Source organism: Rhizobium sp. PK7-22 (assembly GCF_056530405.1).
In genome coordinates, this window is the sequence record NZ_CP096513.1 from 72,171 (window position 1) to 86,421 (window position 14,251).

11 protein-coding genes and 1 pseudogene are annotated in these 14,251 nt (G+C 60.7%); 3 read left to right on the top strand and 9 right to left on the bottom strand.

The genetic code is table 11. The annotated features are described in order from the left end of the window. Positions 1-21 precede the first annotated feature (21 nt). From argH to M1E10_RS00445, 6 genes are all read right to left on the bottom strand, one after another. Complete coding sequence (gene argH / locus M1E10_RS00420; RefSeq protein WP_499173058.1) at positions 22-1,437, bottom strand: argininosuccinate lyase; 1,416 nt, start codon at positions 1,435-1,437, stop codon at positions 22-24. Between the two features lie 498 nt (positions 1,438-1,935). After that, a complete protein-coding gene (locus M1E10_RS00425; protein WP_499173059.1) occupies positions 1,936-2,190 on the bottom strand; it encodes a hypothetical protein in 255 nt (84 codons plus the stop codon). A gap of 58 nt (positions 2,191-2,248) precedes the next feature. Next, the gene (locus M1E10_RS00430; protein WP_499173060.1) at positions 2,249-3,997 is read right to left on the bottom strand and encodes a vanadium-dependent haloperoxidase; all 1,749 of its coding nucleotides are present in this window, start codon (positions 3,995-3,997) and stop codon (positions 2,249-2,251) included. Between the two features lie 174 nt (positions 3,998-4,171). Continuing rightward, entirely contained in the window at positions 4,172-4,465 is a 294-nt protein-coding gene (locus tag M1E10_RS00435; protein ID WP_499173061.1) for a hypothetical protein, read from the bottom strand. 1,187 nt (positions 4,466-5,652) lie between these two features. Next, the gene (locus M1E10_RS00440; protein ID WP_499173062.1) at positions 5,653-7,407 is read right to left on the bottom strand and encodes a sensor domain-containing diguanylate cyclase; all 1,755 of its coding nucleotides are present in this window, start codon (positions 7,405-7,407) and stop codon (positions 5,653-5,655) included. 189 nt (positions 7,408-7,596) lie between these two features. Continuing rightward, positions 7,597-7,863 (bottom strand): DUF982 domain-containing protein, encoded by a 267-nt coding sequence (locus M1E10_RS00445; protein WP_499173063.1) that lies wholly within the window; start codon positions 7,861-7,863, stop codon positions 7,597-7,599. A 134-nt stretch (positions 7,864-7,997) separates the two neighbouring features. Here M1E10_RS00445 and M1E10_RS00450 point away from each other — a divergent pair, with 134 nt between their 5' ends. Next, a complete protein-coding gene (locus tag M1E10_RS00450) occupies positions 7,998-8,609 on the top strand; it encodes a hypothetical protein (protein ID WP_499173064.1) in 612 nt (203 codons plus the stop codon). A 319-nt stretch (positions 8,610-8,928) separates the two neighbouring features. On the opposite strand, the gene M1E10_RS00455 is transcribed toward M1E10_RS00450, so the two are convergent. Both M1E10_RS00455 and M1E10_RS00460 read right to left on the bottom strand, forming a co-directional pair. Then, the gene (locus M1E10_RS00455; RefSeq protein ID WP_499173420.1) at positions 8,929-10,641 is read right to left on the bottom strand and encodes a bifunctional diguanylate cyclase/phosphodiesterase; all 1,713 of its coding nucleotides are present in this window, start codon (positions 10,639-10,641) and stop codon (positions 8,929-8,931) included. Between the two features lie 39 nt (positions 10,642-10,680). Continuing rightward, positions 10,681-11,463 (bottom strand): annotated as a pseudogene (locus M1E10_RS00460) (PAS domain-containing protein); the annotation flags it as partial. A gap of 573 nt (positions 11,464-12,036) precedes the next feature. Here M1E10_RS00460 and M1E10_RS00465 point away from each other — a divergent pair. Together M1E10_RS00465 and M1E10_RS00470 are read left to right on the top strand one after the other, a co-directional pair. Next, positions 12,037-12,960 (top strand): efflux RND transporter periplasmic adaptor subunit, encoded by a 924-nt coding sequence (locus M1E10_RS00465; protein WP_499173065.1) that lies wholly within the window; start codon positions 12,037-12,039, stop codon positions 12,958-12,960. 478 nt (positions 12,961-13,438) lie between these two features. Continuing rightward, positions 13,439-13,744, top strand: coding sequence for an I78 family peptidase inhibitor (locus M1E10_RS00470; RefSeq protein ID WP_499173066.1), 306 nt, complete (start codon positions 13,439-13,441; stop codon positions 13,742-13,744). A gap of 182 nt (positions 13,745-13,926) precedes the next feature. On the opposite strand, the gene M1E10_RS00475 is transcribed toward M1E10_RS00470, so the two are convergent. Then, entirely contained in the window at positions 13,927-14,118 is a 192-nt protein-coding gene (locus M1E10_RS00475) for a hypothetical protein (protein ID WP_499173067.1), read from the bottom strand. Between the last annotated feature and the right edge of the window lie 133 nt (positions 14,119-14,251).

Genomic DNA, 14,251 nt, shown 5'->3' on the forward strand with positions numbered 1-14,251 from the left:
CCTCAAAGCCGGCGGCAGTGGTCATCGCATACCCTCCTCTGCCCAGGCGCGAAATGGCTCCAGGGTCAGGCCGAGGCGGCCGATCTGGCGCTGGACGGCTTCAGGCGCCGTTCCCCCTTGCGCGGAGCGTGCAGCAAGTGCTGCGTCCACCGAGATGTGCTCCATGATCGAAGGCTCGAGCGCCGGATCGATCTCGGCCAGCATCTCGGGTGTGAGCTCTTCCAGCGTGAGGCCCTGATCCTCGCAGTAGCGTACTGCCCTGCCGGTGATTTCATGGGCATGCGAGAAGGGCACGCCGCGCAGCGCAAGCCAATCGGCCATTTCGGTTGCGAGGGTAAAGCCCTGGGTCGCGGCTGCGCGCATGCGGGCCGTGTCGAACTGCAGCGTCCGCACGAGACCGCTCATCGCAGGCAGCGCCATATGCAGTGTGTCGACCGCTTCGAAGGCGGCCTTCTTGTCCTCGATCAGGTCCCGGTTGTAGGCGAAGGGCAGGCCCTTGAGGGTGGCCATGATGCTCGACAGGCAGCCGATCAGCCGCGCGCTTCGCCCTCGTGTCAGTTCGGCAATATCCGGGTTCTTCTTCTGAGGCATGATCGAGGAGCCGGTCGAGAAGGCATCGTCCAGCTTCGCCCAGGAGAAGGACTGGGAGCACCAGAGGATGATTTCCTCGGAAAGTCGGGAGAGGTCGATGCCGATCATGGCCGTAACGAAGATGAATTCGGCAACGTGGTCGCGGCTTCCGACCGCATCGATCGAGTTCTCGAACGAGCCTTCGTAGCCGAGTTCCAGCGCAGTCTCATGCGGGTAACGGGCGATCGCGCTGCCGGCGAGGGCCGCGGCTCCCAGTGGCGAGCGGTTGCTGCGCCGATGCCAGTCGCGCATGCGGTCGAGATTGCGCGACAAGGCTTGTGCGTGGGCCATCAACTGGTGGCCGAAGACGATCGGCTGGGCAGCCTGAAGATGGGTAAACCCCGGTGCCGGGCTGTTCAGGTGGGAAGTAGCCTGGCCGATCAGGGCATCGATCAGCGCCAGAAGTTCCTGCGAGACAGCCTTGGCCTCCTCCCGCAGATAAAGCTTGAGGTCGTTGGCGGCCTGGTCATTGCGCGAGCGGCCTGCGCGCAGCTTGCCGCCGAGGTCGCCGAGGCGCTCCATCAGATGACGCTCGATAAAGGTGTGAATATCTTCATCGCCAGCGACCGGCGTGATCTCTCCGCTTGCGGCTTCCGCGGCAATCGCCTCAAGGGTCGCCAGGATTGCCTTGCACTCACTATCATCAAGAATGCCGGCACGCACCAGTTCAAGGGCATGAGCGCGCGACCCGGCAACGTCGAAGCCGACGAGGCGGATGTGACTTGCATCGGAGCGCGAGTAACGGGTCAGCGCGGGGTCGGGCGCTGACCGGAAACGACCGCCCCAAAGGGCCTTGGTTGAGCTCATGACTTTTCTCCGCATTCGAGGGGCCATAGTCGCTTTGGTCTTCAAGCCGGCAAAATGAAAAGATTTCCGGTCGGTATTCCATTTGGGAATTGGATGCGGCTGGGGAGTGGCGCCGAGGTACGCGGGAGGAAGCCCTCCGCGCATGTTTGGCCCAGATCGGGGGCGGGGGCAGACGCTTGGATATGACAGGTCTGCGCCAACCGCAGAGATGTGCTTCTCCTAACGCACTGCCCGATTAGGGGCAGGTAGGGGGCAATCCGATCTTAGGGTGCCGAATGGCGCGAACGGTGCCCCTGCGTCGCCACCGCCTGCCTTCACTGTTTGCTTTGCCAGGGGGGCTGATTCTGTGGCTCAAATGGCAGGAGCGGACGGTCCAGTTTCGGCCCCGTTTGCGGTCATTGCTCGCGGGGCTGATCTCTCTGGCATCCCTCAACACGGCGGACGTACGCAAGAAATCGAGTTGAGGTCGCTCAAGCTCTTGAGAAGACGGTCCTTTGGTCAAGGAATGTCGGTCTTAGATAGCTCGCCTAGGAGACTCGGATTATCATAGGGATCCAATGATTTGGCTGCGAATTGGAACCCTCTCAGTTTGTTCGGAACCCCGCGATGGAACCCGAAGCCTGGTTGGGGCGAGCTGTCGAAGTAGAAGGCTTCACTGGTCTCGATCAGCAGGGTGCCGCCATCATGCGGATGGTGAAATGACTGCGCAGCGCATGCGGGGCCTGAGATTAAGATGCCGTGGGCGAAGAGCATGGGAGTGCACTCCCTCTGGGGGCGTCGGCGCCCCGACGGGTCGGAGCGCCGACAGGATTCAGCGGAACGTCGTGTTGCTGATTTTGCTCCGCAGTGGCGCGGCCCTTGCGGCAGGCATCGCCCCGCCTTGTTGTCGCATGCCGTCAGCGAAGATGTCGTTGGCGATCCCGAGACCGAGCGGCACGCCGCCGACAGGAAGCTGATCGCCGGGGTTACGCCTTTCAGTCCAGACGTGCGAACAGCGCACATCAGCCGGGTCCTTGTAGGTGTCGTAACCGTCGGCGTCCGGGCCATTTCCGACATCCATGTAGTCGAAGGCGTCGAAGCGACAATGCACGCCCAACCAGATGCGGCTGAAGGCATTTTCCCAGATTGCATGCCAGAGTGAGGGGAACTTGCGCTTGACATAGGTGCGCACCAAGCCAGGCTGGTCTTCGATTGGGGATGACGGATCGTGCGGCTGATGCAGATCGCGGCTGACGCCGTTCATCTCTTCGGACACGAAACTGAAGGCGATGTCGTCCGCGCCGTTCGGAGCGTCTACAGAAGTCTTGCCGTAGAACAGGCGCACCATCTGGAAACAGGCGGCACCGACGGTCGCATGGCCCGAGGGATAGGCAGGGAACGGCGGCTTGAAGCTGAGCCTGTTGGAGTTCGTTTCCGGGGCGCCCAGGGCAAGCCAGAATGGATCGGCCGGTGTGGCGAAAGCTGGGCTTCCCGGGCCACCCTTGTCGGCATCACGGTCGTGCCGGCGGATGCCAGACAAAGGACGCCAGAGATCGTGGCGGTATTTTTCGGTCCAAGCAAACTTGCCCCCGTCAGCCATCGCGACGTTGCAAAGCGCGAAGAGCCTAACGAATTCCTTGCTTCTGTTGAGTTCGGTGTCCGTCTGGTCGCTCTTGGCCCAGGCTATCTGCCGCAGAATTTGGTTGTAAAGGCGCGGTGGCGTACCGATGAGGTTCGCACCATCATATGCCCAGTAATAGGCGGCGACGGTCTGGTCCGCGGTCCGCGCGGTGGTATTCAGCGATGCCGCGCCACCGACGCGGTGCACTTCCTTCAGCGCGGCCTCGTACTCGGGATCTGGCGGCTCTGGCCAGTCTGCGATGCGGTGGCCACCCGGATCCGTGACCGCGAAGGATTCCACCGTCGTGCCATAGAAGGGGCCATGATAAACCCGCTGCGCCTTTTTTCCTTCGCTCGGATCGTTGGGGTCGATGTCCATGAGGCGGACGGGATTGAGCGGCTCGTCGTCGAAGTGGTAGCGGCCTCCGTGGGGCTTGTGGTTCCCCTGATCGGCCCCCGGCTCGTTCGGCAACACCGCAAGCGCCGAATGGACCTTCTCAGCAATTTCGACACCGTAGCGATAGGCCTTGAAATTGGTGTCGACGCGCTCGCCGTAGCCGTTCTTCAGGTCCCGCAGGGCGGTCCTCAGAGTCCTGGCCGCCTCATTGGAAATGTCGCCCGGAGCGCCGTAGAGCCGCTCGAGCATCGTAATCGCGGCGCCAGTTAGTGCTGCATTGGCAGTCGTAAGGTTCGCCGCGAGACCGGCGGGCAGAGCGGGACGATTGACATCCTTCAGCCAGGTCCGGGGAGCCGATTGCTCGTCGTGGCCTAAAACCCCGAAGAAGGCATCGTGCATGGCAAGATGCAGAAGTCCCAGGGCGCGGGAGCTCATCGTCGGACCGCCCTGCGGGCCGCCTAGCGAATGAGTGATCCGGTTCATCTGCAGCCCGGCATGGTTCCAGTACAGGACCGGAAAGGCATTCAGCCCCGGGGGCTCGTCGATATCGGGTAGAACAAGCATTGGTTCCTCCATGGGTTGGTGATCAGTTGCGCGAGTGGACGACGAAATATTGCGGTGCACCCCGCCCTCTCACCCTCCCCAACCCACGGCCGGTCTTCGGCCGCGAAGTGCCAGTTGAGGGCGCCTTCGGCGTTGGGTGCGGGATGCGGGATGTCTTGGAGGACGGCCCGGCCATCAATGGAGCCACGGCTGTTCGCATACCGGCCGACTGCGGCGAGGCTGTTCACCGTCCTTGCCCAGTGAGCAAATGCCCTCTGCCGGAGAAAAGAAACCGGGGACTGTAGTGGTCGCCGGCAAATGATGTACCATCCGAAACTGAAGCGCGACGGCGCGGTCTTCGGCGAGTTTCGCCACGATCGAGTTTTGCCTGCTTTGATCATCTGGCGCCAACGTTGCATCGGCATCCATCAGGATGGCCCGGTCCGAGATCATCAGAAAGACGCCGCCCGGACCGCTTAGGGCCGCCATGAGCCATTCCTGCACGGGTGGGTTGGTCAGGTGCGGGGTATCGTATGACCCGACGCAGCGCATTGAGCATCGCGGCGCGGAAGGTTTCTGGATGCATCGGCAGCCTCCTGTGTTGCTGCCGGGACTCTTCAGTTCGCCCGTCCGCCAGTTCGAAGAACGACATGATGCGGCACCGGGTGTGCCAGCCATGGCAACCAAATTAGATCAGAAAGCTTCGGGCGCACCTAGTCAGCAATAAGCGGTAGGAAGCGCCGGTTTGGGTGGTGCCGCGCCGTATGCTTTCATCCTCTGGTCGGAAGCATTCATTGCTCGCTGCAGGCCGATCACCTCAATCCGATGACCTCATTCCATGCATCATCACACCACCGCTCTACATCTCGCGGGAGATGAAGGAACTCTCATCATCCGGGAGGTGGTGATAGGCCTTGAAGGCTAATTCCGAGACCGACGACGCGGACAACCAGCTGCATGGGGAATTGCTATCACCGTGCTGGTTTGCCTGCTTTGTGCCTGCACGCGCATTCAAAAACGAAGGGTCATCAACGACTGATCCCGGTGGCAGCATGACACATGGGTTGAATGTTGTGATATCCCTCGTCGCAGCCGGAAACAATGGCTCTACACCTTCGACAGCCCGACCGAACTGGGGAACGACTGCGCCGCAATGCACCGGTCCGGTGCGATGGATTGTCGGTCCATTTATAGAAAGTCGGAAAGAAGCAGGGCAGCACAAACCTGCCAACAACACTGACCCCGGTCGGGCAAAAGCCGTTTTCGGACTCGGAATAGCACAGGCATTGGGAGCGATGGTGTTGGGCGCGACTGTCGCCCGCCGGTCGTACGGCTTGCCACTAAACGGCTGTTGCCCGTAGGGAGCGAGAGGCGTGCCGGGTGGGCAGGGGTTAGCGCCGTAGGCGTCATGATGAAGCCTGACAGGTTGGGATTTCTGAAGACCGGCGAGACACCGTCCTTGTCGTCGACGCCATGGCGTGTTCTCGTACACTCTGTGAACAGAGTAAGCGCATCTTCAATGGGAGATCACGCCGGTAAAAACGGCAGTTCACGGGCAGATCGGTACAAGGCTGCGATATTGGAGGCAGCGACAGTCACCTGCCGCCGACGATAAAGGTCATTGAACTGAGACTGATCTGGAAGACGGAAAATGCGGATTGAATGATCTTCTAACTCTACCCACCGGTGCCAGCCACCGCTGCTGCGGGGCTAGCGACTATCGCCTGATCCATCGGGATCCCGTTTGGTGACTGCGTCGCTGGGATCGCGCTGTGCGTTGTATTCCGACCGGCACCCTTAGCTCCGTAGAGAAGCTTGTCCGCTCGTTCATACAATGTCGCAAAGCGTTCATCGCCGGAGATCGGTGTCATGCCCATGCTCGCAGTCACGAACCCTACGAGCCCCGGAACCGCATTGGCGACGGTCGCAGGGATTGCCTGGCGGCGAAACTCGGCCTGTGCATCCACGTCGTGACCGCGCAGGAGAAGCAGGAACTCTTCGCCACCAAGGCGGTAGGAGCGCACGTTCGGGCCCGCCTTCAGTGCGACGGCGACAGCCTTGAGCACCTCATCGCCGACGCTATGCCCGTAGCCGTCATTGATGGCCTTGAAATGATCAAGGTCGATGACCGCCAGCGCGGTAAAACCCTCCTCCAGAAGCCGCTCGAACTGCCGCTCTATTGCCCGCCTGTTGAGCAACCCGGTGAGTGGATCGGTTTCAGATAGGCGCTCAAGCAGATCGGCCTCGTTGCGAGCGCCGTCTCGCTCTCGCTTGATGGACATGAAGCGGTCCGCCACCCCAAGCGTTGTGAAAAGGACTTCAAACATGCATCCGAAATAAAACAGGAGCATGGCGTCGGCGCTATTCAGCCAGGGAGCCACGCCAGTCACGATTCGTATCGATCCGACCAGGACCAATGGCGTGTATCCGATGGCCTGGAACCGCGCGGCGCGGCTTCCCCGACGCAATGAATCGATCATTGAGAAAACAAAGACAGCAAGAACCGGTGCAAACGCTGCCGTATAAGCTGTCGACTGGATCGAGCGTGCAACGAAGGGAAAGGTCGCATGGAAGACGCTGAGAAAGAGCGCCCACGCAGCACTATAGGGTAGGATGCGCCGCAGCAGGGGATGCATCTTGCCCGGCTCGATGAAGCTGTAGGTGAACATCGCGCCTGAGCTGATCGTAATCCCGAAGACCAGTGTCGTCATCCAACTGAGCGCCATAGCCGGAGGATCGAAAAACACCACCGAGAGGCCCGATGTAACGAGGATCGTGATCAGCAGTGACAAGGTGAGGACTGAGTGCCAGAGAACGAACGGCTCACGCAGGGCTCGGTAGAATGCCGCATTGAAGATGAGCGGCATGACGAGCATGCCGGCGAGCCCTCCGATGATCAGCAGGAGCCGTAGATCGTCAACGCTAGAGCCCGCATCAACAGGTGAAAGATATGCTTTTTCCAACGTCATCCGGTGGCTCGGCAGGTCCACGACAGCAACGATCTGCCGGGTCGTTGGAGTTACCTCTGGTAGGTCTGCCTTGAAGTATCCGCCGGCCATTGAGCTGTGCAAGGCGGCGGCAGGGAAAACCGTCTGCCGAACCGCCCCGTCTTGGTCGATGGCCACGAGATGCACCGCTTCAAGCGCGCTGCGCCTTGTCAGCAGGTATCGAGGAGGTTGCTGACTGGGTGTGATGTCGAAGCGGAGGAGCACTCTTTCGGCATCGATGGAGAACCGTTGATCTGCGCCAGAGCAGGTCCATCTGGCCTCATCGCGAGCCACTGCGACGATGTCTTCTGAAAGCGTGGCGGCGGCCCAGCATGATGTTCTAACGCGGGTGGAATCATTTGCGCTGGCGATGGTGGCACCCGCTTGTGCGAGCATCACCAGAAGCAGATATACCGGTAGATCTCTAAAAAAACCGCACGACATCATGGGCTTTGGAAATAGCCCAAAATGCTTTTAATGCCGTTAAGGGCAGCAACGTGAGCATGTGTGACTCCTTTGGTGGCTGGCCGAAAGGACACAGCGCGGTGCAAAGAAGGTACTTCAGACAACGTTGAATGGTTGGTCCGATGTCGGCGGCGATTGCTATGCTGGCGTGAGGACCCCTCTGCTCATTTAGCTTTTGCGAAAGATGCCCGCCTCCAAGGCAGCCGACACAAAGGCTTCGCGCGCTTCTTCGCAGCGGGCACGTTTTCGCAGTACCGCGAGACATTTCCCTCTGGCCGCGTCAAAGTGCTGGCCGGCGTCGCTGGGCCAGCGATAGGTCAGGCAGTTCAACGCGTCCTCGGGCCCTAGTACCTCCTCTTCGGTGCCGCCCGCGGTCCGCACCGAAACGGGCACCTGCCACCGCACCCAGAACGGGGTCTGTATGATCTCATTCATCGGCAATCCTCCCAGTTCAACCAAACACGGTATGAGGCCCAAGAGTTTCCCAATGGTCCGCTTGCGGACAAACCCGCGGTCACGGAAACCCCGCTCGTCATGTTTCAGTTGGGCGTGTCCGAGAGACCACGGCAATGACCACGATGATAAACACCAAAACGCCCCAGCAGCATGACAATGTCGACCAAGACTGCTTCACTGCCACGGACCCAGGCCATCACGAATGCCCCTCGGGAACCCAGCTTCCTCTTCGGCTGCAAATCCATCGTCAAAGCCAGGGGCCCATGCCAGAACCTGCGGTCAGCAGACCTGGCGACAAAATTATCAAGCTGGCCCACTTTCGGCAGAGCATCACCACCGGCATCGCAATCGGTGTAACCGTCGCAACGCCGCCGAGACCGCTAAGAGACGGAGAGGCCTGCATCACCTACGACTATACCGGGACGGCTGAGGCTGCCATTCTGACACTCCCTGGGATCCGGCTGGTGCGAGACGGCAGGCATTATCGCTCGTTTCGGTGCTGTGGTTGCGGTCCCGCAGGAACGCTGATCAAGATTTGGAACGTTGTAGAAGAGGCGACCGGCGTCGACTCGTTCGGCAACCCGCTTTGGAAGCCGGTCCACCGGTTCATTTCAGATCTTGCAGAGCTGGAAGCGCGCCTGAAGGAGATTGATGCTCAGCTGAGCCGATGCAGCATGCTAAGGAAACCGTCACGAGGATCGACAGCACCGGCACGCTTCAGGTGAATGTGCTGGAGACTGAGGCTAGATGCTATATCCGCCGCGCCTCTCCGGTCCTTGTCGCGGGCGCGATCCAGAGATGTTTCCAGTCGCTGACGTCGCCGTCGAAGACGTCTGGACTGCGTTTCACCGTCCCATTCCGGCACTCTGACGAGGGCGTTCTGGCATGGTGTCGATTTGCGTCTTTCGTCGGGCGGGTCAGCGCCTCTGGCGCCTCTTTTGCGCAGACTGCAGATGGCTTCTTGCAAGCCAGTTTCGTCGCATGGCGCCAAAAAATTGCCTTTTGGGAGCCTTCAGCTATTCCACACAGCAGGAACACGAGCAGTCACCCACGACGCCAGTCTTGATGCTTGATGAACTCGACCAGATGCGTAGCTTCCATGGGTTTGGCCAAGGCGTAGCCCTGCAGGATGTCACATCCCAGTTCTCGCAGAATGCGAACGTGCGCGCGGGTTTCAACGCCCTCCGCCACGACGCAGATGCCCAGGGAATGGCCGATCTCAATGATGGAGCGCAACAACTCCTGCTGCTCGCGTGAGTCGACGATACCCTTGACCAATTCGCGGTCGATCTTCAGCGCGTCCGGTGCCGTTCGCAAAAGACTGACGATGGACGCATGGCCCGACCCGAAATCGTCGATTTCCAAGGCAATGCCGAGACCCCGCAGGTCGGCCAGCCGTTGCAGGATCTGTTCGTCGCACTGGTCGAGAAAGATCGATTCGAGCAACTCGAATGACAGGGTGCCCGGCGCGAAGTCGGCAGCTTGCAGGTTTGCCATCAGGGCGGGATCGGACAATCGCCGGTAGGAGACATTGACGGAAACCTTCGGGATCTCAAGATTGAGCTGTTGCCAGCGGCTGAAGTCATCAAGCGCCGCTTTGAGCATCAAGGCGTCGATCTTCGCCATCACGCCGAGCTCTTCTGCCACCGACAAGAAGGCGTCCGGTGCCAGAAGCCGGCCGTCGGATGTTCTCCAGCGCGCGAGGGTCTCGACTCCTGCGACCTCCAGCGAATCGGCCCGGAACTGCAGCTGGTAGAACGGGATAAATTCGTTCTGCTCAAGCGCGCTTAGAATTTCGTCGGCGGTCTTCTTGTTGCTGATGATCTCGCGATAGGATTGTGCGGAAAAGAACTCGTGCCGGCTGCGGCCGTTCTTTTTGGCACGGTAGAGGGCAATATCGGCATTGAGGAGAAGCTGTGCTGCATCGGTTTCTTCCGCCTCACGGCAGGCAATGCCGATGCTGGCGCCAATGCGGCACAGGTTACCGTTGCGCACCACCGGTTTGCTGAGTTCGGCAATGATCCGCCTGGCGAGCGCGACAAGCTCGCCGGCGGCTCCATGGATCTGGCGGACAATGACGAACTCGTCGCCACCGACGCGGGCGACGAAATCGTCAGAACGTGTGCTTTGACGCAGGATTTGAGCGACGTGGGTCAGAAGGCTGTCACCGGTCGCGTGGCCGAGTGTATCATTGATGTGCTTGAACCTGTCGAGGTCGACGTGAAGTATCGCCAGGGTGCCGTTCTTGTCGCCAGGTTCGCTCATGCGCCGAAGCGCCTCGTCGAGGTAGCGCCGGTTGGGCAAATCCGTCAGATAGTCGTGCAGCGCGCTGTATTCGATTTCCTGGCGGGCCGCCTCGAGCGCGGTGTTCCTGGCCTCGGCCAGATCCTTTGCGCGTTCCAGCTCTCGCCGCAGCAGGACCTCGTCGGTGACGTCCCAATTGGCGCCCACCATCCTCGACTGCCCGTCAGGATCGACAAAACGCTTGCTGTAGCTTTTGATGATACGCTCGCTGCCATCGTCAAGCAGGATGCGATACTCGTCTGCGAAAGGCATGCTGCTGCCGGCCTGGTCTGCAACCTTTTGAGTGGCACGAGGCAGATCATCGGGATGGACCATGCTTTCCCACAGGCCGCCGATGGCCACCTCGCTGCCGCCCTTTAGCCCATAGATGGAGAACATCCGTTCGTCCCACTCGGATTCTCCCGTGGTGAAATTGGCGTCGAACACCCCGATACCGGAGATGTCGAGCGCCATTTCCAGCCGCCGCGCGCTGCGGGTGGCTGCTTCCTCGGAGGCTTTCCGCTCGGTGACATCGGTGTCGGTGCCGACGACACGGGTCGCACGCCCCTCAGCGTCCCATTCGATGCTGGCGCCCCGGCATTCGATCCAGACCCAGTGACCGTCTTTGTGCCGTTCGCGGTAGTCGAACATTGCAAAGGCGGGATCGCCCGCCGCCTGGCCCTCCATCGCAACCATGACCTTTTCGCGGTCATGCGGGTGGACCTTCTGGAGCCATTCGCTCGTGCTCGATGGTAGGGGATCCGTCGGCTCCAGCCCGCGCATCTTGTACCAGGTGGGGGAGTAATACTTGCGGCCCTTGCCCCAGTTGTGATCCCACACTCCCAGCTCGGAGGAAATCAATGCCTGGTTCCATCGGCTTTCGCGGTAGGCAAGCTCTTCCACGCCGCCACTTCCTCGATCGATGTGCTGGCACAGCAGCAGCACTGATGCCGCGCCGGCGATGCCGGGCGGCACGAAAGAGGCGGTGATGTGCACGCGGCGCCGCCCGCATGTCACCTGGAGGCGATGATTGTTACCCTCCGCACTGGCCGCTGCAACGTGACGAATGAGGGCCAGTACGCGCTGGGTATCGTCATTGTCGACCATGTCGAGGAAAGACGGCTTCGACGCCGGCTCAGACCAGGCGCAACAAAAGGCGTGATTGACAGCGACTGTATCTCCATCCGCCGTGACCATAGCCAAGGGCAGAGGAAAAGCGTTCAAGAACGCAAGTACATCCTGGCTGCCGGCCGTTGCAGGCTGAACAGTCGAGGGGATCGGAGGCCGAGCTTGCATGGCAGCATTCCGCGTGGACAGATCCACATCTTAGGTGGCGCTAATTAAGGGTGACTTAACTGCAGCTGCCGCCATCCAACAGCACCAGTGTCCGGCGCCCCGAGGCATCGGTGCCACTCGTCCTCAAGACAGCCGGCCATCACGCATGCGGCAGATTTTGGTGACATGGCCCCGCAGATGGAGGCATGATGTCCGAAACGAGTGCGACCGTGCTGGCGCCACCTGGTCGTGATCTGACGCCACTTGGCGGTCTTGCACCAGCAGGACTGAACGACCCTGCCAGATGCTAGATCACAGGAAGACTATGCGGCCCTTGCAAATGACTTGGGCGAGGCGGGGTGCGCCGCGACAAAGGTTTGCTGCCTGGACCCTTGCCTAGGTGGGCAATGCCTTCGACGACAGGAACGCACAATGGAGGAGAAGGTGGTCTCTCTCATCCGGTCCATCGTCTTACCTCATCGTAACGTTCGTTAATATGATGACATCCCGCCAAAGCCAACCGCCGCTACGGTGGCATCTGGATCATCCGGGGGCTGCAACGCACTGTCGGATCAAACGGAGGGTTGTTGTCCTATGGGTGAGATATCCCGCTCTATCGTATCGCAGGTTCGTCCAGTCATCGCCGCCGTGTTACTGCTCGGGCCGACGCTCTCTTCTGCCGCACAGGCGCAGGAGCAATTGCCAGTTACCGTCGTTGTTGCCCAGGCGCGTGACCTCACCGAACGCATTCCAGTCGTGGGATCCCTGATGGCCAGGGAGGAAGTCGAGGTTCATCCCCTCATCCAGGGACAGGTGATCGAGACGATCCTGGTTGAGGCCGGAGACCGCGTCGAGAAAGACCAGGCGTTGGCTGTCCTCGATACAACGGATGCCCGTATGCTGCTCGACAAGAACTCCGTCCATATCGTACGGGCGCAGGCCGCCGTATCGGTTGCGGCAAGCCGACTGGATGTCGCTCACGTGACCGAGTCTGAAGCCAACAACACGCTGGAACGCAGCCGCGCTCTGCAGCCCAAGGGAGCCGTGTCGCAGCAGCTTCTGGACGAACATCAAAACGCCTATGCCCGTGCGCTGGCAGAACTGGGACTGGCACGCCAGTCGCTGGCGCTTGCCGAGGCTGATGCGCAGATCGTCGAACGCGAGCGCCGGGAAATCGAGCTGACGATTGCGCGCAGCACCATACGTGCACCCGAGGCGGGGCTAGTGCTCAGGAGAGCCGCCCGCATTGGCGCTATGACCTCAGACGCACAGGCGCCAGTTTTCGTCATCGCCAAGGACGCCGTCATCGAATTTGCGGCGCAGGTTCCAGAAACGGGCTTCATCCGGCTTCGGCACGGCATGGGCGCGCAGATCGAGCTACCCGGCCGCGATCGTCCGCCGCGATCGGGTCTGAGACCGGGCGGTAACAGGCTCCACAGATCGGGGTTCCACTCTCGCTGCGTGACCAGATGGCGACGTCTTCTGACCATGTCGATAAAGGGCGCCAGAGAATGTTGAACGATGACATCCAGGTCCAGGAACAGCACAATCTCGTCAGGGGGAAACAAGCCGGGCGCAAAGACTGCAAGTTTTGGCCAGCAACCTTCCGTCCATGCCCGTTCCGGCAGATCGAGTTCTGGGATCGGACGGACGTTGATGTTGTCCGCCAGATCGCACGCGTCGTCTGTCAGACAGACAAACGCAAACACCTCCTCCATATGGCGCAAGACACCCGCATAGAGGGCGTTGACATGCCAAGCTGAAAACCGGCTTCCCCATTTCATGCATACGACCGTCACCATTTCGCGTCTCCACAACCACTGCACTGACGCAATAGACTTGTTGCCATGGATCAGGGATTAACTCATGTTGCGCAATGTTACCGGAATCCGGTCGCCGGGAGATGGAGGGGGCATTTCGCCCTATGACATCACTCGATCGCCGAAATTGCTATTTCTGGGCGGGCGACCGCTCTTGAAGGAAAGAAACCTCGACAATGAAGTTTACCGCAAAAGCGGCTTCGCCCGTCATCTTGCTTGCAAGCGTTCTGGCTGTCATATCCGGCTGCACTGCACCCGCAGCCACTACCCCACCCGCCGCTGCACGCTGCAATCCAGAAGCTGCACAACGGCTGGTCGGCCAGAACAAGCCGAGCGATGCAGATGCGGCGCGCCTGACGGGCGCCAGGACTGTTCGCCAGATCGAGCCTGGGCAGATGGTTACCCAGGACTACAGGGAAGACCGGGTGACGATCGAGACGGATCCTGCGTCCGCACGGGTTGTCGTCGCCAGCTGCGGCTGAGGCATAGAAGCAGCAGGGGCAATTAAAGGACCGGCAAGACCCACCCTGCACGCATAGCGTCTCCCCTCCAGAGGGGCACAGATGGAGCCGCGAACCGGATGGGTGTCCGCTTCATCCCAGCCCGGAGCACTATCGTCCAGGACGAGTCGTACCGCGCGCGGCCCCAGTCAGCTTGCCTGCCTTCAGCAAGCAGGTGAGTGAGCGTCCCGGCGATCTGGCAACCCGGAACGCTTTTCCGCCTCGGCGAGGCGGTGAAGCAGGGCCGCGAGACGACCATCGGCTGCAAGCGGCTGATATTGCGGATTGGAGGCCAGCGCCCTGCGCACCATTTCGCTCGAGGCGAGGTCCACGAACAGATTGAGACTGTCGGTCATAAGCGCTCCACCAATGTCCCCGTCGAACGTCTGACTGCTGCTGGTGTTCCGCCGGTCACGCTTCAAGTCGTGGTATGGCTAGCAGAATTCGACGACACTCCATGAGGTTTCAGTCGCCCTTGCGGCACCGAAA

Coding starts and splice junctions, on each gene's coding strand:
- argH (WP_499173058.1), bottom strand. CDS start 1,437: ATGAGCTCAACCAAGGCCCTTTGGGGCGGTCGTTTCCGGTCAGCGCCC.
- M1E10_RS00425 (WP_499173059.1), bottom strand. CDS start 2,190: ATGCTCTTCGCCCACGGCATCTTAATCTCAGGCCCCGCATGCGCTGCG.
- M1E10_RS00430 (WP_499173060.1), bottom strand. CDS start 3,997: ATGCTTGTTCTACCCGATATCGACGAGCCCCCGGGGCTGAATGCCTTT.
- M1E10_RS00435 (WP_499173061.1), bottom strand. CDS start 4,465: ATGGCGGCCCTAAGCGGTCCGGGCGGCGTCTTTCTGATGATCTCGGAC.
- M1E10_RS00440 (WP_499173062.1), bottom strand. CDS start 7,407: ATGTCGTGCGGTTTTTTTAGAGATCTACCGGTATATCTGCTTCTGGTG.
- M1E10_RS00445 (WP_499173063.1), bottom strand. CDS start 7,863: ATGAATGAGATCATACAGACCCCGTTCTGGGTGCGGTGGCAGGTGCCC.
- M1E10_RS00450 (WP_499173064.1), top strand. CDS start 7,998: ATGACCACGATGATAAACACCAAAACGCCCCAGCAGCATGACAATGTC.
- M1E10_RS00455 (WP_499173420.1), bottom strand. CDS start 10,641: ATGGCGCTCGACATCTCCGGTATCGGGGTGTTCGACGCCAATTTCACC.
- M1E10_RS00465 (WP_499173065.1), top strand. CDS start 12,037: ATGGGTGAGATATCCCGCTCTATCGTATCGCAGGTTCGTCCAGTCATC.
- M1E10_RS00470 (WP_499173066.1), top strand. CDS start 13,439: ATGAAGTTTACCGCAAAAGCGGCTTCGCCCGTCATCTTGCTTGCAAGC.
- M1E10_RS00475 (WP_499173067.1), bottom strand. CDS start 14,118: ATGACCGACAGTCTCAATCTGTTCGTGGACCTCGCCTCGAGCGAAATG.